The sequence below is a fragment of the Lysinibacillus sp. RU7 genome (genome assembly GCF_057837305.1).
On sequence record NZ_JBYQFK010000001.1, the window covers coordinates 260,863 to 280,963 of the forward strand.

At 36.8% G+C, this 20,101-nt stretch carries 24 protein-coding genes and 1 pseudogene; 23 read left to right on the forward strand and 2 right to left on the reverse strand.

The genetic code is table 11. From position 1 onward, the window contains the following. Nucleotides 1–30 precede the first annotated feature (30 nt). The 15 genes from AC3II9_RS01390 (at nt 31) to AC3II9_RS01460 (ending at nt 14,001) form a co-directional block, all read left to right on the forward strand. Nucleotides 31–6,027: a phage tail tape measure protein gene (locus tag AC3II9_RS01390; protein ID WP_489152694.1), complete on the forward strand. Its 5,997-nt coding sequence runs from the start codon at nt 31–33 to the stop codon at nt 6,025–6,027. Between the two features lie 11 nt (nt 6,028–6,038). Beyond that, nucleotides 6,039–6,929, forward strand: coding sequence for a phage distal tail protein (locus AC3II9_RS01395; RefSeq protein WP_489152695.1), 891 nt, complete (start codon nt 6,039–6,041; stop codon nt 6,927–6,929). An 8-nt stretch (nt 6,930–6,937) separates the two neighbouring features. Then, the gene (locus AC3II9_RS01400; protein ID WP_489152696.1) at nt 6,938–8,050 is read left to right on the forward strand and encodes a siphovirus ReqiPepy6 Gp37-like family protein; all 1,113 of its coding nucleotides are present in this window, start codon (nt 6,938–6,940) and stop codon (nt 8,048–8,050) included. Beyond that, entirely contained in the window at nt 8,047–8,913 is an 867-nt protein-coding gene (locus AC3II9_RS01405) for a hypothetical protein (protein WP_489152697.1), read from the forward strand. Before AC3II9_RS01400 ends, AC3II9_RS01405 begins: the two co-directional genes overlap by 4 nt. Further along, nucleotides 8,913–9,497 carry a hypothetical protein gene (locus AC3II9_RS01410; protein WP_489152698.1) on the forward strand — a complete coding sequence of 195 codons (585 nt, stop codon included), beginning with the start codon at nt 8,913–8,915 and terminating at the stop codon, nt 9,495–9,497. The genes AC3II9_RS01405 and AC3II9_RS01410 overlap by 1 nt, the downstream gene beginning before the upstream one ends. Continuing rightward, nucleotides 9,497–9,679 (forward strand): hypothetical protein, encoded by a 183-nt coding sequence (locus AC3II9_RS01415; RefSeq protein ID WP_489152699.1) that lies wholly within the window; start codon nt 9,497–9,499, stop codon nt 9,677–9,679. Before AC3II9_RS01410 ends, AC3II9_RS01415 begins: the two co-directional genes overlap by 1 nt. A 13-nt stretch (nt 9,680–9,692) precedes the next feature. Further along, the gene (locus AC3II9_RS01420; protein WP_489152700.1) at nt 9,693–9,851 is read left to right on the forward strand and encodes a hypothetical protein; all 159 of its coding nucleotides are present in this window, start codon (nt 9,693–9,695) and stop codon (nt 9,849–9,851) included. Nucleotides 9,852–9,954: 103 nt separating this feature from the next. Beyond that, nucleotides 9,955–10,161 carry a hypothetical protein gene (locus AC3II9_RS01425; protein ID WP_489152701.1) on the forward strand — a complete coding sequence of 69 codons (207 nt, stop codon included), beginning with the start codon at nt 9,955–9,957 and terminating at the stop codon, nt 10,159–10,161. A 140-nt stretch (nt 10,162–10,301) separates the two neighbouring features. Continuing rightward, nucleotides 10,302–10,493: a hypothetical protein gene (locus AC3II9_RS01430; RefSeq protein WP_489152702.1), complete on the forward strand. Its 192-nt coding sequence runs from the start codon at nt 10,302–10,304 to the stop codon at nt 10,491–10,493. A gap of 51 nt (nt 10,494–10,544) precedes the next feature. After that, nucleotides 10,545–11,174 (forward strand): hypothetical protein, encoded by a 630-nt coding sequence (locus AC3II9_RS01435; RefSeq protein ID WP_489152703.1) that lies wholly within the window; start codon nt 10,545–10,547, stop codon nt 11,172–11,174. A 73-nt stretch (nt 11,175–11,247) separates the two neighbouring features. Next, nucleotides 11,248–11,472 (forward strand): hypothetical protein, encoded by a 225-nt coding sequence (locus AC3II9_RS01440; RefSeq protein WP_489152704.1) that lies wholly within the window; start codon nt 11,248–11,250, stop codon nt 11,470–11,472. 162 nt (nt 11,473–11,634) lie between these two features. Beyond that, complete coding sequence (locus tag AC3II9_RS01445) at nt 11,635–11,835, forward strand: DUF4177 domain-containing protein (RefSeq protein ID WP_489152705.1); 201 nt, start codon at nt 11,635–11,637, stop codon at nt 11,833–11,835. A 104-nt stretch (nt 11,836–11,939) separates the two neighbouring features. Continuing rightward, nucleotides 11,940–12,362: a phage holin family protein gene (locus AC3II9_RS01450; RefSeq protein WP_489152706.1), complete on the forward strand. Its 423-nt coding sequence runs from the start codon at nt 11,940–11,942 to the stop codon at nt 12,360–12,362. After that, entirely contained in the window at nt 12,359–13,132 is a 774-nt protein-coding gene (locus AC3II9_RS01455; RefSeq protein ID WP_489152707.1) for an N-acetylmuramoyl-L-alanine amidase, read from the forward strand. Before AC3II9_RS01450 ends, AC3II9_RS01455 begins: the two co-directional genes overlap by 4 nt. A 170-nt stretch (nt 13,133–13,302) precedes the next feature. Then, the gene (locus AC3II9_RS01460; RefSeq protein WP_489152708.1) at nt 13,303–14,001 is read left to right on the forward strand and encodes a hypothetical protein; all 699 of its coding nucleotides are present in this window, start codon (nt 13,303–13,305) and stop codon (nt 13,999–14,001) included. 274 nt (nt 14,002–14,275) lie between these two features. On the opposite strand, the gene AC3II9_RS01465 is transcribed toward AC3II9_RS01460, so the two are convergent. Then, a complete protein-coding gene (locus tag AC3II9_RS01465; RefSeq protein WP_489152709.1) occupies nt 14,276–15,010 on the reverse strand; it encodes an Ltp family lipoprotein in 735 nt (244 codons plus the stop codon). A gap of 68 nt (nt 15,011–15,078) precedes the next feature. Further along, the gene (locus AC3II9_RS01470) at nt 15,079–15,300 is read right to left on the reverse strand and encodes a helix-turn-helix domain-containing protein (RefSeq protein ID WP_391367115.1); all 222 of its coding nucleotides are present in this window, start codon (nt 15,298–15,300) and stop codon (nt 15,079–15,081) included. A 171-nt stretch (nt 15,301–15,471) separates the two neighbouring features. Between AC3II9_RS01470 and AC3II9_RS01475 the strand changes: the two genes are divergently transcribed. The 8 genes and pseudogenes from AC3II9_RS01475 (at nt 15,472) to AC3II9_RS01510 (ending at nt 20,098) form a co-directional block, all read left to right on the forward strand. Beyond that, complete coding sequence (locus AC3II9_RS01475; RefSeq protein WP_489152710.1) at nt 15,472–15,735, forward strand: hypothetical protein; 264 nt, start codon at nt 15,472–15,474, stop codon at nt 15,733–15,735. Nucleotides 15,736–15,812: 77 nt separating this feature from the next. Continuing rightward, nucleotides 15,813–16,067: a hypothetical protein gene (locus AC3II9_RS01480; protein ID WP_489152711.1), complete on the forward strand. Its 255-nt coding sequence runs from the start codon at nt 15,813–15,815 to the stop codon at nt 16,065–16,067. A 71-nt stretch (nt 16,068–16,138) separates the two neighbouring features. Then, complete coding sequence (locus AC3II9_RS01485) at nt 16,139–16,510, forward strand: hypothetical protein (protein ID WP_489152712.1); 372 nt, start codon at nt 16,139–16,141, stop codon at nt 16,508–16,510. A 35-nt stretch (nt 16,511–16,545) separates the two neighbouring features. Further along, entirely contained in the window at nt 16,546–17,439 is an 894-nt protein-coding gene (locus AC3II9_RS01490; RefSeq protein ID WP_489152769.1) for a helix-turn-helix domain-containing protein, read from the forward strand. Nucleotides 17,440–17,688: 249 nt separating this feature from the next. Next, entirely contained in the window at nt 17,689–18,987 is a 1,299-nt protein-coding gene (locus tag AC3II9_RS01495; RefSeq protein ID WP_489152713.1) for an FtsK/SpoIIIE domain-containing protein, read from the forward strand. Nucleotides 18,988–18,991: 4 nt separating this feature from the next. Further along, nucleotides 18,992–19,327 (forward strand): annotated as a pseudogene (locus AC3II9_RS01500) (replication-relaxation family protein); the annotation flags it as partial. A gap of 3 nt (nt 19,328–19,330) precedes the next feature. After that, a complete protein-coding gene (locus AC3II9_RS01505) occupies nt 19,331–19,519 on the forward strand; it encodes a hypothetical protein (RefSeq protein WP_489152771.1) in 189 nt (62 codons plus the stop codon). Between the two features lie 12 nt (nt 19,520–19,531). Beyond that, nucleotides 19,532–20,098: a hypothetical protein gene (locus AC3II9_RS01510; protein WP_489152714.1), complete on the forward strand. Its 567-nt coding sequence runs from the start codon at nt 19,532–19,534 to the stop codon at nt 20,096–20,098. The last annotated feature ends 3 nt before the right edge of the window (nt 20,099–20,101 follow it).

Genomic DNA, 20,101 nt, shown 5'->3' on the forward strand with positions numbered 1-20,101 from the left:
TTATTTTGGCCAAGAAGGCGGTGAGGAATTATGGCGGAAATAGGTTCTTTAGCGGTCAGTTTATCTCTTAATGCGACGAATTTTAACGGTTCTATTGCTCAGGTAAATCGGCAAATGACAGCGATGGGTAGTGAATTACGGGCCTTGCAAGCGAGAGGGACAGAATACGAAAATTCACTAACAGGACTTTCACAAAAACAAAACATCTTATCACGATCATTTGACGCTGCAGGAATAAAGTTAGAAGAACAACGCCGACGATATGACCAGTTGGTAGCAAGCGGAACAGCAACACAGGCTCAAATTGAAAGACAAGCGAACGCAGTGAACCGTGCGCAAGCAAATTACAATCGCTTAGAACGTGAATTAGCCGAAGTCACAGAGCAATTACGTATTCAATCATCACAGTGGACCCAAGCAGGGCAACGTATGCAAGACGTAGGTGGTAAATTAAAATCTGTTGGCGATGGAATGGCTAATGTCGGTAAAAGCATGTCTATGTACGTTACTGCACCCCTTATAGCTATGGGAACAGCAGTCACAAAAACAGCTATGGACTTCGAAGCGCAGATGGATAGAGTAGGTGCTATTGCTGGAGCTACAGGCACCGAGATGGACCAGTTATCAGCAAAAGCGATGGAACTTGGCGCAAGTACTTCAAAATCAGCAACAGAAGTCGCGCTAGGTATGGAAAACATGGCGGCGATGGGCTTTGAAGTAAATGAAATCATAGGCGCCATGCCTGGAATCATAAGCGCGGCTGAAGCATCCGGTGCTGATATGGCACAGACAGCTGATGTTGTAGCAGCAGCATTAAACGCATTCCAACTTGAAGCGGGTGAAGCCTCACGAGTAGCCGATATTCTAGCACAAACAGCTAATCAATCGGCGGCAGATATTACCGATCTGCAATACGCATTTAAATATGCGGCTCCAGTAGCGCAAATGCTTGGTATTTCGATGGAAGAGCTATCGGCAGCAGTTGGAATTATGGCGGATAACGGTATGCGTGGTGAACAAGCTGGTACAACATTACGTGCGGCATTATTACGCTTAACTGATCCACCACGAGCAGCGGCTAATACGTTAAAGGATTTAGGTATCTCCATTACGGATGCAGAAGGGAAAATGCTTCCTTTCTCCGATATCATCGGGCAATTAGGTGATGCTACGAAAGGTATGGAGAATGCGCAAAAAGCAGCAGCTTTATCAACTATTTTTGGTACCGAAGCAGTATCGGGTATGTTATCCGTTATCGAAGCCGGACCTCAGAAATTCGATAAGCTTGTGGAAGGTTTAGAAAATTCAGCAGGTGCATCGAAAGAAACAGCTGACCGTATGAAGGACAACCTAAAAGGGGCCCTTGAAGAATTGGGCGGTAGCATTGAAACTGCCTCTATTCAATTAGGTAACACTCTTATACCTGTTATTCGAGATACTGCAGAATGGATACAGGGGCTCGTAGAAAAATTCAGTAAGCTATCTCCTGAAACGCAAAAAACGATTTTAGCAGTTGGAGGATTAGTAGCGGCAGCAGGACCTTTGCTAGTAATCGGCGGAACCATAATGAGTGGCATCGGTGGCCTTGTAACGACAGTGGGCGCTTTATCTACAGCGATTGGGACTGCAGGAGGGGCGTCAGCTGTGCTTGGTAGTACTCTAGCTGTATTAACAGGTCCAGTCGCATTAACTGCTTTAGGGATTGCGGCTATTGGAACAGCGTCAGTTGTTGTGGCAAAAGAAATGAATGAGTCCTCCATTCAAATACAAGATTGGTCAAAAAATGTTTCAGAAGCTACAGCAGAGGCAGTCGGCGGGTTTGTAAAAATATCTGATGATGTGGGGCAGTCGTTAAGTCAACTGCATTTGACATCTACAACAATAACCGATGAAATGGCAGCTGAAATGACATCAAAGTTTGATGCAATGCACGCTCAAATTGTGGAAGGCGCCAAGGTGAAGAATGAAGAACAAATGGAAAGTTTGCGTGGATTTTTTGCTAACTCTTCTGCGTTAACGTCTGATGAGGAAGCAAAAATATTAGAAAAACGTCAGCAAGCACATCAAACAGAGCTTGAAATTTTAGCAGCTAAAAATCAAATTGTGGCCGACATCATGAAGAAAGCATCGGATGAGAAACGAGAGCTCACTGATCATGAAAGAAATGTAATCAATAATATCAACGAGCAGATGAAAGAAGATGCCGTTCGTGTTCTTACTCAAAACGAAGTTGAGCAAAAAGTAATCTTAGAAAAGATGAAAGCGGACGCTAGTGAATTATCTGCACTACAGGCAGCTGAAGTAGTAAAAAATGCAGTTGAGCAAAAAGAAAAAGTTGTGGAAGAAGCGAACAAGCAATACGAAGAAGCCATCGCCAATATCACACGTTTAAGAGATGAAACAGGTGATATAAGTGCGGAACAAGCTGAACGGATGATTGCAGAAGCACAAAAGTCTCGTGACACAACGATTAAATATGCAGAAGAGATGCATGAAAATATTGTTTCAGAAGCTCAGGCGCAAGCAGGTGAGCATGTTGACCAGGTAAATTGGGAAACAGGCGAGATCAAATCGAAGTGGGAAGTCATGAAAACGGACGTATCCCAAAAAATGAAGAAACTTGGTTCAGATATCAAGCGTGATTGGACACAAGCCTATAACGATGCAAGAAAATCTGTGTCTGATATGAAAGATTCTGTTACATCTAGATTCACAGAAATGCGAACATCTGTTGAAACAAAAATGAGTGAAACAAAAACAAAAATTGAAACAAAATGGAAAGAGGCGCAAACTTTCCTGTCAAATATTAATCTAGCTCAAATCGGTAGAGATATAGTTGGCGGCCTTATAAAAGGAATTGGCGAAAAATTTGATGGTGTACAAACTAAAATCGAAGAACTGGCAGGGAAGATCCCTGATTGGGCTAAGAAAGTTTTGGGCATCAAATCCCCGTCGAGAGTTTTTATGGCCATTGGACGAGATACGATCCAAGGTTGGGAAATCGGTATGGCTGAGAGGGAAGAAAAACTCAATGCAGTCATGACGGGCTTAACAAACAACCTATTAGACATCACTGGTAAATATCAAAGTGAAGAAAAGAAAGTTATTGAAAAAGCGAATGCTGAAATAGCGCAACTAGAAAAACGATCTAAAGAAGATATCGATAAAATCTATCGAACAGCTGCATCTAAAAAGCGAAGCACTACTCAAGAAGAAAATATTAAAATTCAACGAATCCAAGAAGATGCAGCTAAGAAAATTGCTGATATCGAAAAGAAGGCTACTAAAGCTTCTTCTGAGTTGTTAAGTAAAATTCAAAAGGAAAATCTTGAAAAGATTAAATTGTATGTGCAAGATAAAAAATCTTTAGAAGAATTGAATTTAGAAGAAGAGGCGAAAATTTGGGAATACGCAATAAATCAATTTGCGGAAGGCACGAAAGAACGAGTAGAATCCCAAAAAGCGTATAAAAAAGCTATAGATGATATCAATAAAGCGGATTTAGAAAGCATTAAACAATATGTAACAGACAAGAAATCTTTAGAGGAACTGTCGTTAGTTGAAGAAGCACAAATTTGGGAAAGAACAATTGGATTGTTCGAAGAAGGTAGCAAAGAGCGAATTGAGGCCCAAAAAGCTTATCAATCTTCGGTACAAGCTATCAATAAAGAAATTACAGCTACCAACGTAGATTTCTCAAATCAGATTCAAAAAATAAATGAAGATTTAGCGAAGCAAGAAGAAACGTTAACAAAAGCTTATGTTGATGCAGTAGATAAGCGTGCGCAATCTTTAGTTTCTTTTAGAAGTTTATTTGACGAATTCAAAGTGGAAATCGATACAACAGGATCACAATTATTATCCAATCTACAATCCCAAGTCGGTGGCTTTAAAGAATGGCAAAAAGAAGTCGAGAAACTATCCGAGAAAGCAATCGACAAAGGATTACTCGAAGAATTACGTCAAATGGGTCCGAGAGCGCTTGGAGAATTAAAAGCATTAAATAGTTTAACAGATACTCAGTTACAACAATATAGCGCGCTTTACCAAGAAAAATCAGCATTAGCACGTAAGCAAGCCGAGTCCGAATTGATTGGTATGAAAACAGATACCGATAATCGAATTGATGAGTTACGTAAAGCAGCAACAGAAAAGTTAGATACACTTAACAATGAGTGGCAACAAAAAATTAAAAGCTTAACTCAGACGACAAGTACAGAATTATCTTCATTGAAACAAGTCGGTGTAGATGCTGGACAAGGCCTTTTAAATGGCTTAGGTAGTATGCAGGGTCCACTTGAAAATAAAGCTCGCGAAATAGCTGAATCCATTAAAAAGACGATGGAAGATGCTTTACAAATTAAATCACCTTCTCGTGTAATGAAAAAAATCGGCGTGCACGTTATGGAGGGTATAACGGTTGGCATGCAAAATGAATCCGTTGAAACTATCGCAGAGACAAAGAAAATTGCTGATAAAATCGCTGATTCTTTTGCGAATTTACAATATATCAATGTTGATGAGTTAATTACATTAAATCCCGATGCTACATCTAAAAAATTAGCTGAAGTGCATAACGACATACTTACTTATGACATGTTAACTTCTAAATCTCGTTTATCTATATCGGAAGACTTTAATAAAGAGCGCTTAAAAGTAGAAGAGAAACATGCTAACTTATTTGAGCGTATGGAGAAAAAGCGTCAAGAGATGATTGAAGCAGCGAATGAACAAATGACTAATGGTTCAATCATCGGTATGGATAGTATAAATAGGGCAATTGACTTTATGTTTTCTTCAGAGATGACAGATTATGCAAATCAACTTCATGAGGTTACAGTAGCGGAACAAAAAGCGTTACAAGAGTATGACAGGTATGCAAAGACAAAATTCGAAAAACAAAAAGAATTTGTGGAACTATCTAAGAAAACGAACGCTATTTCAAAAGCTGATGAATTACAGTTGTACGAAGAGTACGCAAAAATGTATGAGAAAGACTCTGAGCAGTATAAGTACTTCAACGAAAAAGCCGTAACAATTAGAACGGAAATAAAAAATAAACTTTTATCGTTAAACGATGAGTACGTAAATAAAATACAAGCTGCTAATAAAAAGTTGGAAGATAGCGAAAAGGCACTAAACGATCAATACAACCAAGCTTATACTAGTCGTGTTAATGCAATCAGAAACTTCATGGGCATGTTCGATGAATTCTCCGTCAAAACCGAGAAAACGGGTCAAGACTTAATCGGAAATTTGCAATCGCAAGTTGACGGATTAAAAGAATGGGAATCTGTCATGTCTAGTCTTGGCTCACGAATTAGTAACGAAGCGTTACTAGAAGAGTTGGAAGCACTAGGACCTAAATCTCTTGGTGAGCTTAAATCATTAAATTCTTTATCTGATGAAGAATTAGCGAAGTATGCAATGTTATACGAAGAAAAATTCGCCTTCGCTCGAAATAAAGCAGCAACCGAATTAGCCGGTATGCGTGAAGATGCGGATCAACAGATTGCGGATTTACGAGAAGAAACAGGGAAGCAGTTGGAACAATACCAAAATGAATGGGCTGCAGCTGTTGAAAATATTAGAAATGGTACAACAAGCGAATTAAAACAATTGGCGCAGGATACACCACAAATAGGAAGTGAAATTATCGCTGGATTGCAGAGCGGTTTATCTCAAATGACACCAGCATTAATTGCTCAAGCAAGTGCTATTGCAGATGCCATTAAAAATACGATTCAAAGTGCGCTCGATATCCATAGTCCGTCCCGTGTTATGCGCGGCTTTGGTGTTAACGTTGGTGAGGGTCTAGTGCTTGGCATGGACGATATGATGAGTAAGGTAGCAGCAGCGTCAAAACGACTAGCTTCAACTATAGAGGGCAATGCATCTATTAACAGTGGCAGCCATAGCAGTATTGATAATTCTAAACATTTTAAACAAGATGTAACCATCCACACGCATGATAGCGGTGCGCGTGAAATGGAACGTACATGGCGACGTATGGTATTCGGAATTTAGGAGGTGGCGACTTGATCATTAAAGATATGACAATCACGAATAATCGTGGCGACTCGATAATTTTCGGTCGTCACTTTTTTGTTCTTGATGATTTTGAAATTAGTGGATTAGGTGCAAATGTGAATATGTCTGAATCTACATCGGACGGTGCTCATTACCAATCGACAACCCTAACAACGAGAGATATTGAGATTCCGTTTTATATCAAAAAAACTAATGCAGAGCCTTGGTGGATTGAAGAAAAGAGGCAAGAAGCTTATAGAGTATGTAACCCGAAATTTAATCCAATGAGGATTGATTTTACTACAAAAGCAGGTGAAGCTCTTTATGTTAATGCAAATTTAACGGCAGCACCTATTTTTGCGAAAGGCTTTGAAAACGACAATAACAGGTGGCTTACCGGTCTACTGCAATTTGTAGCTAGTGATCCATTCATTTATGAAGCAACTTCAAGAAAAGTTGATATAGCATTGTGGGTATCAAATCTTGAGTTTCCTCTTGAAGTTGTGGAGGAAGGGGTTGAATTTGGCTATCGAAGCCCGTCGTTAATCGTAAATGTGTTAAATGAAGGTAGTGACTCATCAGGCATGTTTATTCGATTTTTTGCATTATCAGAAGTAATCAATCCGAAACTGCTGAATGTAAATACCTATGAGGCATTTAACCTTAATTTTACGATGCTACCAGGTGACGTAATTGAGGTATCAACTTACCGAGGAAGAAGGTCGATTATACTCACTCGTAATAACGTTAAGACAAAAATCTTTAACTCATTAGATTTTGCGACCTCCACGTTTCTGCAGTTGGAGCCAGGCGATAATTTACTACGCTACGATGCAGATAGTGGATTAGATTTTTTAGAAGTATCAATTGAATTCACACCGAAGAGGATTGGGGTGTAGATGTAATAATGATTGATTTATATGTATTTAACTTGCAAATTGATCTCGTTGGTGAAATCAGCGAATACAAACAACTCGAAATTGAACGTAATTATGACAAAGTAAGTCAACTAATTTTGCGTATTGCAAGCTCTCCAGAAGCAATTGAATTACTTCAGCATGACAATATTTTAACAACGCAAGATGAGGTTAATTACGGGTATATCATTGAACATTTCTATTACACCGACGAGAAAGAAACAGAAATCGAAATACACGCATACTCGTTGAATTATATATTGTCTTGGCGATCTATCATCGGCCAATTGAGATACAGTGGAAATGTAGAGGATTTAATCAAATATTTCATTAAAATGAATGCTATTACTCCAAGTAATCCAAATCGTATAATCCCGAACCTACGATTAGCTCCGAATAGCGTTATTCCAATAAATGATGAGAGCACGAAAATTGGAGGGGAAGTGTTAGAACACATCTTTGAGGTGTGCAACAAACATGAAATGAGCATTGATGTTTTATTAAATCACGAAGATAAAAAATTAGATGTTGTTACATGGCAAGGCGTTGATCGTAGTACTCTACAAGATGTCAATCCACACGTTATATTCAGTAAAGAGTATGACAATATCATTAGCCAAAATTATGTCCATAACAGAGTAGATTATAAAACAACTGCTATAGTTGCCGGAGAAGGGGAAGGGGCGAATCGTAAATATGTGATAAGTAATGATCAATTTAGCGGATTTAATCGACGCGAATTGTTTGTTGATGCACGTGACATACAAAGTGAATATTACGATGATAACAACAATTCTAAAACAATGTCGCCAAGTGAGTATAATCAAGCTTTAGAGAAGCGTGGCGATGAAAAATTAACGGAATTTCAAATCGTTGAAACATTTGAAAGTGAAGTGGATATGCACAGTCAGTTTACCTATGGTGTCGATTATGGATTAGGTGATCGAGTGAGTGCGAGGAACGATGAAATACAACGTATTATGCATCCTCGTGTTATCTCATCAACTTTAATAAGTAATAAAGAAGGGATTACATTAGGAATCAATTTTGGTAGTAATATTCCTACCATCTACGAGAAGTTTAAAAAGAAGGTGAAAAAATGACAATCTATAGCGGTATTTTTAATAGTGTTCGCGATTCCAATGGTGTTGGAGACCGTAAAATTAACGCATGGTGGATAGCGAAATACTTTAGTCTTTTTATCGGTAATGGCGTTTTTCCAAATCCAAGCACAAATCTACAAGTTGTGGAAGGCACAAACATGCAAGTCATCGTCAAACCTGGTGCAGGTTGGATTGATGGCTATTTTTTATATAGTGATAACGACCATGCTTTGACAATCGACCTTGCAGACGGTGTACTCAAGCGTATTGACCGTATTGTCATGCGACTAAATCATCTAAAACGTGAAATTGAGATTGTGGTCAAAAAAGGTACGTTTGCTAGTAATCCAGTTGCACCTGTATTGCAGCGTGATACAGATTATGTAGAGCTTGCTTTAGCTGATGTATTAATCAATAACGGTGCAACGCAAATCATACAAGCGAATATTACAGATACACGACTCAATAAAAGCTTATGTGGTATCGTCCACGGTACTGTAGATCAAGTTGATACAACAACTATTTTTAATCAATATTTAGCTTGGTTTAACTCTACGAAAACTAATGCCGAATTAGAATTGGCGGATTTCCAGCAAGCACTAGAAACGTCAATGACACAATGGATGCAACAAGAGCAAAGTGATTTTGAAACGTGGTTTTTATCCATTCAGGACATTTTGGATGAAAATATTGCAGCAACATTAGCAAGTCGAATGACGTTGATTGAAACAGATTTAGCAAACCATAAAAACGATTTAGCTAAGCACAGTCAATTTATGGACGGTAGTGTGAAGAAACAACTTACCTTCAGTTGGAATAACGAATTAAATTGTTTAAGAGTAGATATTAGTGAGGTGATATAATGACAGGGCAAAATTTCCCTTCATACGAGCAACAACAAGCTATTAAACAAGATACAGAACAAATATTGGCGCAGTTTCCTGTTAGCGGCGGGACTGATTGGAGTAGATATTCACCAATGAAACATTACTTGACGCCACCATCAAGTAATCAGGAAATAATTAATATACAAGGAGAGGGGTTTATAAATTGTTTGATATGTGCCACAACTTCTGGTGGGGGTGCTGTTGTTAAGACTTTGAAAATGGTTGTTACAATAGATGATATTGTCGTTGTAGACACAAACCAAACTTCTAGTCAAAGTAGTGGAGGATTCGGCTGTGGCATTCTAGATTCAACAACTGTTCGACAATCTTCAGTGAATTATACTCACGTTGCATTCGGTAATGGTTTTCAAAGAAACGCATCGCAAACAGAACCTATAAATGAAGTCAATTTTGAGACTAATAATTCTCAGGGAGAATTACCGTTAAGAACTGGATTATTACTTCTACCACATCCTATATTCTTTAAAAGAAATCTTAGAATAGAAGGTTATACTTTTGGAGGCGGCAGTAAAATATATCTAAGTGGAGGTTTGATTTAATGTCAGATATGTTATATACGACTAATATCTCAAAAAATGGAACTGTCGTAAAAATATTAAATGAATCAATCAATAATGTTGAAGATTTTGGTTCTTTAGAAACCCTATCATTAGAAGAAATGCAAGCAAAGATTTTATTAAACACGGAAATGATTTTATTACAAAAAGAAATTGGGATTTAAGGAGGAAAACTAAATGATGGTATATAAAGCTGCTAAAATCGTTATTAATTCTGGTAATTATAACTATGAGTCTATGGAATCAGATTTATCGTTATTTTTAATGATGAAACGTATCTCACAAGAACAATACGTTGAGCTAATCGGTTTAATGGACACTCAACAAGCACAGTAAACGCAGCAGTAGCTAGCGTTATTTTTTATGTCGTTTTGGCAGGAAATCCTCCCTTTTTGTCGAAATTAATGTAGTTAGTAGATAAAGAAAAGGGTGGAAAAATATGAGTAATGACGAAAAAGAAGTTCTTAAAATTATGTACGAAAATTATTTAGAGTCAGGAAACGATAGTGTAACTATGACTTTATTTTCAAAGCCAGCATTAGTGTTATTAGAAAATCGCGGATTAGTTAAAAATGAACCCGAAATGCCTATGGGGATTATTACAACATTAACTGCAGCTGGTAAAGAGGAAGCAAAGAATCTATAAATACAAAACCTTTCACATTAACTTGTGGAGGGTTTTTATAATACCCATTCGTTCCAAAATGCTTAGTAAGTATGAAATCAATTAAATAGCATAAAAATGATAACACCTGGAGAGGTGTATTTTTTTTATGGATGAAAGGAATGCTGATTATGAACATGGTCGAGTTAACAGATGATGAGTTATCAGTAATAATGACCTCATTGCAATACACAATTAACGGTCTTAATAAATATATGGATATAAATGGGGAAAGTAGTTTAGATAGTGTAACATTGCAGGCAGCAGAAGAAATGAAAGAACTCTATAAAAAAATAGAGTCAAAATATTATTAAAGGATTCCCCCTCTGATAAGTAGAAGTAATTTATTGGAGGGGAATGATTTTATGCATAATGCAATCAATACACTAAAAGATATAATCGGATTAGATCAAATAGAAATAGTAGAGGTACTTGGCGAAAGTGTACCTGATATGACTCCAATGCTAGGAAGTATTCTAACTAACATTAAAATTAAAAGATTGGCAAAAAGATTGACTTTGGTGGAAACTGAACTTAATCAAATTAGGGATAGAGTTGCTGAAGAACCAAATCAGGAAAAAGTTGAGCAAATGAAAGATTTTGTGTTACCAATTTTTTTGCAGAAATTATTAGAAGAAGATGAGGAACAAAAAATAAAATATGTAGTGAATTCTATTAAAAGATTTGCTGAAGAAGATGTATTGAATGACTCCCAATTGATATTGATATTCGATATTTTGGATAAGGTAAGATGTATTGAAATTAGTTATTTAAAATCTTTAAGGGATAATATAGAATTTTTACCTGGAGTGGAAGCTAGCCCTAATATTGTCACGTTTATCGAAAATAAACTTGAAGGGATCGGTCTCCTCCATATAGCTAACTTGGGTAAGCTTATAGCTGATCCTGATGCTGGAGCTCCGGCTGTTAGTTTCTCGGAAAAGACAGAAATTTCAGAACTGGGTAAAGAGTTTTTAAATTTCATTAGAGAATAAAGTTTAGTCATACCTCATTAAAGGAGATTTCATCCTTTTGTTGAATTTAGTAGATGAAAGGATGATTTAAATCATGGATGAAAAATTTAAAAGTTTTATTGGGACGCATATTACAGCTGTTGATTTTAGAATACTTGCTTTGAGTAATCTTCTAATGAAGAAAGGAATTATTACAGAAAAAGAGGTTCAAGATTCATATAAAGAAGTGTTTAGAGTTATGACTAATTTGGATGAAGTGCCGGAAGATATGACAGAAGAATTAAAGGCATTTTTGAAAAACTTCTTTCAACTAGATTAATACAAATTTTGTGAGCACATCCAATCGTGGTGTGCTTTTTATATTGCATCAAGACCCCAGCAACGCACTGTACCGAGCAGTGCTATTTTTTATGGTCAAAATCTTATTAGAGGTAAAGCTCCTTTATTGTCGAATTGAAGTAGATGGAAAGGGGGAATATTAATGATTTGGGAATACAAGACATTCACTTGGAATTCAGCAAACATCTTTGATAGAGAAGAAGACTTAGAAAATAACTTAAATGTTTTAGGTAAACAGGGATGGGAAGTAGTGAGTGCTATTAACACAAAGTTCCGTTGTGGAGATAACGGTACAGAACAAACAGATGAAGTTGTCTTTTTATTAAAAAGACCCACGGAATAGTTTTTCAGTTCGCTCACTTGATAAAACTTTTAATCCAAATATCTAGAAAATTGAAAGGATGCGCATTTGCGTGTCCTTTTTATTATGAAAAAGGAAGGTGTTTTATGAAAACAGACACACTATATACATCACTGGTAGGCGGCTCCATGGCATGGGTCGCTTATTTTGTTGGAGGCATTGACCACTTAATTAAAGCGTTAGTTATATTCATGACTATCGACTATACACTTGGCTTTATGGTTAGTTTGCTCTTCAAGAAAACGGAAAGTAAAAAGATGTTTAAAGGCTTAATAAAAAAGACGGCAATGGTATTGATGGTTATTGCTGCAGTGCAATTGGACAATGCAACAGACAGCGGTAGCTTCATGCGTAATGCGATGATTCTATTCCTAATAGGGATGGAAGGTATTTCGATGATTGAGAACTTAGGTAAACTCGGCATTAAGGTGCCGCAATTTTTATCAAGAGCATTCACACAATTACAGATGGAAAACGACGACAAGAAAAAGGAAGGTGAAGATAAATGATTACAATCAGTCCAGGGCATTGGAAAATCGGTACAGGCGCGAAAGACTTAATAGATGAAGTAACAGAAGCACGCAAAGTTGCAAAGTGTGTAACAGAAATTTTACGAGCAGCTGATGTAGCTGTAAATTATATTGAAGATAATGTTTCTAAAAATCAGCAACAGAACTTATCTTACCTTGTTACGCAACACAATAAATCATCACGGAAGTTAGATGTGAGTATTCATTTTAACGCTTCAGCAGGTCGCCAACAACGAGGTATCGGTACAGAGGTGCTTTATTACGATGCAAAAGATTTAGCGGCTAAAGTAAGTAAAGTTATAGCGGATGTATCAGGTCTAATTGATCGCGGTGCTAAACAACGTAAAGAGTTAGCATTTTTAGCAAATACGCATAAGCCAGCTATCTTATTGGAGATATGTTTTGTAAATAGTACAGTCGATGTCGCTATTTACAATCGAGATTTCGAAAAGATTTGTTATGCGATTGCAGAGCAGTTAGCGGGATATGTTGGTAAATCATTAAAGCCTTCCACAACTACAACTGCGGAGGTCAAACCGACTGCTCGTAATTTAAATATTAATAGTGCGGCATTGAATGACGTTGCAGATACTATTTTAGCAAGTAAGACTCACCGTGAAACTATCGTAAATTATGCAATTGAAGAAGGTTCACATGAATCGTGGCGCAAGAAATTAAATGACCTAACAATTACAGATGATGAAATTTTAGTGTTAGCTGCTAAAACGGTTATTGATATGAATAAATAAGTACAAGCCCGTTACCTAATTGGTAGCGGGCTTTTTTTGCGCTATATATACATATTTTGGTATAATGTAGTTTGATTTCAAGTTTAAAGATGTGCAAAAAAGGATGATAACTCGTGGATGGTTGGCCTGGTCTCATAGACAAATAAATTAAATAGGAGAGGATGGAATTAATGGAAAAAACATTATTAAATTATTTACCTATTATAGTGGCAATTGTATCGGCTACCATAGCTTATGTTTTAGGAAGATTAAGCGAGAAGAAAAAAAATTTAAATAAAATGGTTGAAGACAGTATACAAGTTCAATATTCAAAATTACTTCAAGAGATTATTAAGCTAGAGCGCTTGGAGGAAGATAAAATAGAAGGGATAAAAGAATTTCTTAGTAAAGTAAATGATGATAATGAAATCTATAAACTTTATCATAAAGAAATTAATTTTCTCTTATTAGAATTAAATATGATGATAAAACAAAATGCTATTGATGATAGAAAGTTAATGGAAGAATACAAAAAATTAACAATAATGATAGAAGACGAATATTGGAATAGACTATTGGTTTGTATGAAAGATTTGAAATGGCATGTGAATCAGAATGTAACTAATAGATGGGTTAGCGTTAGCTTAAACGCCTTATTTAAATTGAAGGACTTTTTGGAATATCTAAGTATTCTAGCTACTTTTTTATTGATAATGATGGTATATGACCAGTATCTTCAAACTAACGGGGCTAATCTTTTTAGTGATAAAATGCAATTTAATACGGGGTTAATTTCTATTTTTATATTAATAATTTATGTGCTTATATATATTACTTATATTACGGTTGCTGATAAGAGAATATCGAAAAAGCAAAGATTGTTTAAATAACTTTATTCTATGATTTTTGTTGAAATCTTTAATACCATCAAGGTTTCGCTAACGTTTTAAAAGATATCAATTTATAGCAGTAAATATGAGTTTTTTATTGTTCGTACTTAATTATTTAGTTACGTTTAAAGCTATATATCTTAAATATGTAGAATCATCAGAAGAAAAGGTCACTCAAAGAGGGTGGTCTTTTATTAATAATAGAGAGATACCATATACATAATAAATCGCTAGAAAATTAAAGCCCTGACACTGATGTGGAGGGCTTGTTTGTTTATTTTAAATTATCAATAGCGTATTGAGCTTCTTCTGGAGTGAATTTTTCTCCGTATTCTGAAATCAATTGATCATAAATAGCCGAATCTGACATATTCATCATTTCTGCGTATGATTGAGCTTTTTTCAATGCATTTTCTTTCCAATCAAAAACAATGTTATCGATAGCGTATTGAGCAGCCTCAGCAGGGAATCCCTCGCCATATTCCGATGTCAATTGGTCGTAAATACCTGCCTTTGACATATGCATAGTTTTAGCGTATGACTCAGCTTTTTTCAAAGCCGACTTATGTTCTCTAGGGACACTTTCCTCTTTAGCCTTAGCTTCGGCTTTAGCTTCGGCTTTAGCTTTGGCTTCTGCATCTGCTTTAGCTTTAGCCTCTGCTTCCTCTTTGGCTTTCTGTTCAGCTAAAGCTTTTTCTTCAGCTTCTTTCGCTTCACGTGCAACCTTTTCTTCTTCAGTTTCCTTTGGTTCTTCTTCCTTTTCTTGTTGCTCTGCATCATTCGCCGAGGTAGTTATGACTTCTTCGTCTTTAACTGTCTCTGATGGCTCAGAAGTTGAAATAAACGCTACGAACGAAACTACCATAACAGCTAAAGAGATACCTGTGAATTTTAATTGCTTTTTGCCTTTAATGCTATCCTTTTTAACAAATTGTAGAATCGCTAAAACAGCAAATACAAAAATCGCAATTAAGCTTAAACCCCAAATAATAAAAAATAAGCTATTCATAATATTCCTCCTTTTAACCATTTTAGGTAATAAATTGGTAATTGTACATAATAAAAAAACAGACAACTTTATTTGTCGTCTGCTTCTTCTATTGTAGTGAATAATTCTCCGATATCTTTTACCTCTAAAGCTACCATAATTTTTTCCATAGCTTCTTTTGGGTACATCTTTATTTTGTTATTAACAATCTCACTGATCAAACGTGTGGTAAGTCCTGTTTTTTCAGCTAAATCTTTTTGACTCATATCACGCTCTGCTAGAAGTACTTTTAATCTCGATTTTAAATACATTCCCACACCTACTCTCATACGAATTAGTTAATTAAATTATAAATCAATAAATAAAATTACGCAATTAGTAATTGACATTACGAATGAAGTAATTTACTATATGAGTAACAATATTATTTATAAAGTAATTTTATTATTTTTAAGTAAATAATAATGGGAGGCGGAATTGAAGTGAAAACAAAAGAAGAAAAACAATTAATGCAGTTACGCTACTTAATCAAAGAGTTTTATCCACATGCACACGGTTTTTATGTGGATGAAGTGGAAGAAAGAATTTACTTCACAGATTTATATGACGGCTACGAAATGCAAGCACGTATAGATCGCGAGCAAGAAGAAGTGACGTTCCAATATCAACAAGGTGAAGATTGGTATTTAGCTGATACGGCATCGTTTGAAGAAGTTAATGAAGTCAACGAAGTCCCGATTTTTTAAAAACTGAACAGCTGGTATTAAGTCGATTAGTACCAGTGATTGAGTTTTTAAAAATTTAAAAAGCGAGGTTATTCGAAATGATTAAAGTAAAAGTATTGTTTGTTGATGGTTCTGGATTGAAGGATCGTGAGGAAGTGTTTTCTACAACAGATAAAAAAGAAGCTGCTCTAATGATAGTGGAGAAAATGACAATTAAAGAAGTAAAATATCTGCTTAGCTTTGAATTTATAAAAACAAACAATGAACAAGAAGATTATTGTAAAATCTGCGGTACTTGTTTAACGGTTGACGATGACCACAAATTCTTATGTACAGAATGCGAAGCCATTTAAAAACTGAACAGGGAGCATCATTGATTGGTGCTCTCGATTGAGTTTTTAAAAATTATTAGGAGGTATCCACCGTGAACAAAGTCAACGAGCTTAAAGCAAAATTAGCAAAGCATCAAGCGTTTTATGATGGGAAACAAGCTGAATATCGTAATGCAGAATCAAAGTCATTACACCGTTTAGGTAGATTAATGGATTTAAGTAATTTAATCACGAAGCTGATTATGGAGCTTAACGGTGAAACGGCAACTGAAGCATTTAGCGATGGTGAAACATGCTGCATGTGCGGAGAGCGATCTAGTGAATTAGTGGAGCGTCAAGATGGTGATGTATTTTGCGAGGTTTGCCATACAAAGCACTGTGAACATATCAACAATGAGACTATTCCAATTCGTGGAACATTGGAAGCCATAACGGTATGTCACGATTGCGGTAGGGAGTTATAAAAAAATACAGGTGAACAGAAAGTGAGGTGAGAACGATGGCATTTGAATACTTAGCGGCATACGCAACATTTGATTCAGTTTCGGATATGGATGCAGCTGTAGAGCAGCATATCCAGCAACATTATTTTGGGTTGACAGAGAGTGAGCGTGCCATCGTTTTCAAGCTTGCATCACACGCTCTGGACTATCCGGGAGCATGTCACCTTAAAGCATCTACAATCGCTGATTCATTACAGATCAGTACTAAGACAGTTTATCGTAGCGTAAAGAAGCTGGTTGAGCTGGGCATCATCGAAAAGGTTGCTTCAACTAAGCTTAACGGTATAAAAGGGGCTAGTATTTATCGCATTTTACTTTATGTCCCATCGAGCGTGTCTCAACGAGTAACATCGGTTGAAGTCAATAACGACGCGGTTTGCAGACAACAATCCGAAAATCAACCATCTAATTCTTTTAATCTTTTAAGTTCTAAACAAGCAAGTAATAATTTATTTGATTTAGAAAATGAATTGGCTTTGCAAGCAGAAAAGAAAAAAGAATACATGAATGAGTACCAGCAGATGTTATTTGATTTCATGCATTCGTTGCCATTGGTAGATAAGTTGAAGGATGAATTGCACAGAGTCGTGTTAGCTGCACAAGTAAATTCTGTAGAGGACTTTATAAAAGCTAAAAATGTTCTATTTAAAATCGCTATGGATATTAAAGAAGGTACTTTAACGGTATCGAGTACACTACGTGCTGTGTTTGTAGGCGCGTATAGAAATGCTGTAGAACGTTTAAATAAGAAGGTAATCAATTTATCATCCGTGCAGGACAAAACGCACAGCGAGCGTCCAGTGCCTTTTTATGATTGGTTAAATGAGCGCGAAAATGATGCGTCTGTTGTTAATAATCATTCACCAATTGAAAATTGGTTGGTGTGGTAAAAGGGATTTCGTGTGCCCGATGTAGTGCCCGTTTGATTGCTCAGCGGGAATGAAGGTGGGCAACGATGAGTTATTGTCACATCAAGGCTTGCGCATTATTTTCGAAATGCCTACTTTGTGCAACTCTTACTTGTAGTAAGAGAACCGTGGCGCAAATGGTTTTTAAAGTGGATTTAAAAGTGAAGTAAAAATCACGAAAAAATTCTTTAAAAAATTTAGAAATGAAAAAGATGGAGAAAGGAGATCGACTTGCTCTTTGAAATTTTAACAACTGGTTTGATGGGCGGAATTGCAATCAAGGCTTATTCTAAGCGAAAAGGGTTATCAGCAAATGACAGCGGAAAGATTCAACGTATTATGTCTCTTAGTGGATTGAATGTACGGGATGGGAAAGACACTTTGATGACGCAACTTATCAAAAAGAAACAACACGAATGGGGCTGGGAATACAAATATCGCATTCCTCTTGGACGGTCGTTTAGCGACTACGAAGCAAAGCAAAAAGTGTTAGAAGATGGCTTAAATAATCGTCGTAAGCACATCACGTTGTCTGATTTGCGGCAATTAGATGTAGATCGTGCTATCATTCCGCAACTCCAAGAAATCCATAAGAAAAAATTAACTGAGCAAAAGGAAATTGAATTGTCCTATGACGGATTACTTATTGTTCGTGTATATGATAAACCACTAACTAAAGAAGTGTCATTCACATCAGGGACAGCTTGGAAAGTGCCTGTAGGTGTTACCAGGGCTATGAATGATTTTAAGTATCATGATTTCGAAAAGATACCTCACCTAGTGCTTGGGGGTGCTACGCGATACGGAAAAAGTAATTTCATTAATTCTTTGATTTGTAGCTTGTTGCAAAGTAAATCGGAACACGTAAATCTTTACTTAATCGATCTCAAAGGCGGGGTTGAGTTGTGCGATTACGAAAACATCAAGCAGACTGTTTCGATTGCATACGAAACAGAGGAAGCCCTTCGTAGTTTGCAGAGGGCTTATGATAAAATGCGTGATATTCAACGGAGACTTAAACGATTAGGTAAAAAGAATGTGCAAGAAGCGGGTATTAAAGAGCGCCATTTCGTCATTATTGATGAAGTCGGAGAACTAAATGCTGCAGAAGCTGTCACAAGGGCAGAAAAACAATTAAAACAAGAATGCCAGACGATTATGTCGCAGATTGCAAGGCTAGGTGCTGGACTAGGTTTTAGATTGGTCCTCGCAACTCAATATCCAGTAGGTGATGTTATTCCAAGACAGGTAAAACAAAATGCAGACGCAAAGCTGTGCTTTAGGGTGCAATCAGCAGTTGCATCAAGGGTTGTATTAGATGGCGAGGGAGCAGAGTCTTTACCAATGATTAAGGGACGTGCCATTTATCAAACGGCAGATAAACGTGAAATACTACAAACCCCATTAATTACACCACAAATTATCCACGATACTATACAGCCTCACATAATTGACAAGGAAGGGGAACGCGTTGAAGAGGCAGCTATCAAACCGAGACGAACAGATACTGTTACTTTTGAGGAAATTTGATTTCATGACGCGCGATCAACTTAACCGATATTTCAAATTAGGCAAAAAAAGAAATACCAACCGGATACTCAAAGACCTATCTGATTACCTAATGTGCATACGAGGTGAGCACCAAAGTGTATATTACCTGAGTAAAATTGGCCGTGAGTACGTTGGTTGTGATAAAGTGCGCCGTAAAACAAGTCGAGTGCAGCATACCGTTATGCGTAATGAATTTTGGTTGTTCTACAAGTGCCCGATAGATTGGAAAAATGAAGTCAAGATTTCGGACGCAAATACCTCTGTGGTTGTAGATGCTATGTTTTCGAGGAATGGATTTCGGCATTTCCTTGAAGTGGACAATATGCAAACAATGAAAGAGAACCGAGAAAAAATTAAACGTTACAAAGAGCTAATGCCAGGCATCGTGAAGCAAATCGGTTATTATCCGACACTTATTTGGCTTACTACGACAGAATTAAGACGTAAGCAACTGGAAGTTTCGTGTGAAGGGCTAAAATGCCAAGTGTACACACTAGACGAAATTAAATAAGGGGGAAGCGAAATGTTCTTTAAAAATAAAACGAGAGTAGTTGCAGCTGGAGAACAAACGGATTTTACAGAGCGCTTTGAAGCATTAGATAAAATTAAAGAAGAGTCTAGATATGCTACTCGTAAAGATTTGTTGATTATGAGTGGGATTCCGACGGTCGGAGCTGTTGGTCTATTCGCGTATAACAAGGCTGCTAATACGCTTCCTGTAGCAAATAGCGCGGCAACGGTACAAAGTATACAACAACCGATTCAAGCGCCTGTAGAACATATTACACCTCTTGTTGATTCATACTCTTCTATAACCATTCCAGTTAATGCGTCTGTCCAAAAAACGGGCCTAATCGCAGACACGTCGTTGGAAATGCTTGCGACGATACTAGATCCAGTCATACAAATATTAGTAGCAATATCGTTTCCGGTAGCTAGCGTAATAATGGTTGGGGCCTGCTTCTTTTTCATGCTCGGAAAAGGCGAGAAGGCGTGGACGATGATTATGAATGCTGGTTTGGGCTATGTGCTAATACAGCTATCACCACTGTTTTTAGACATACTACGTGTTATCGGAGAAGCTGTTTAATAT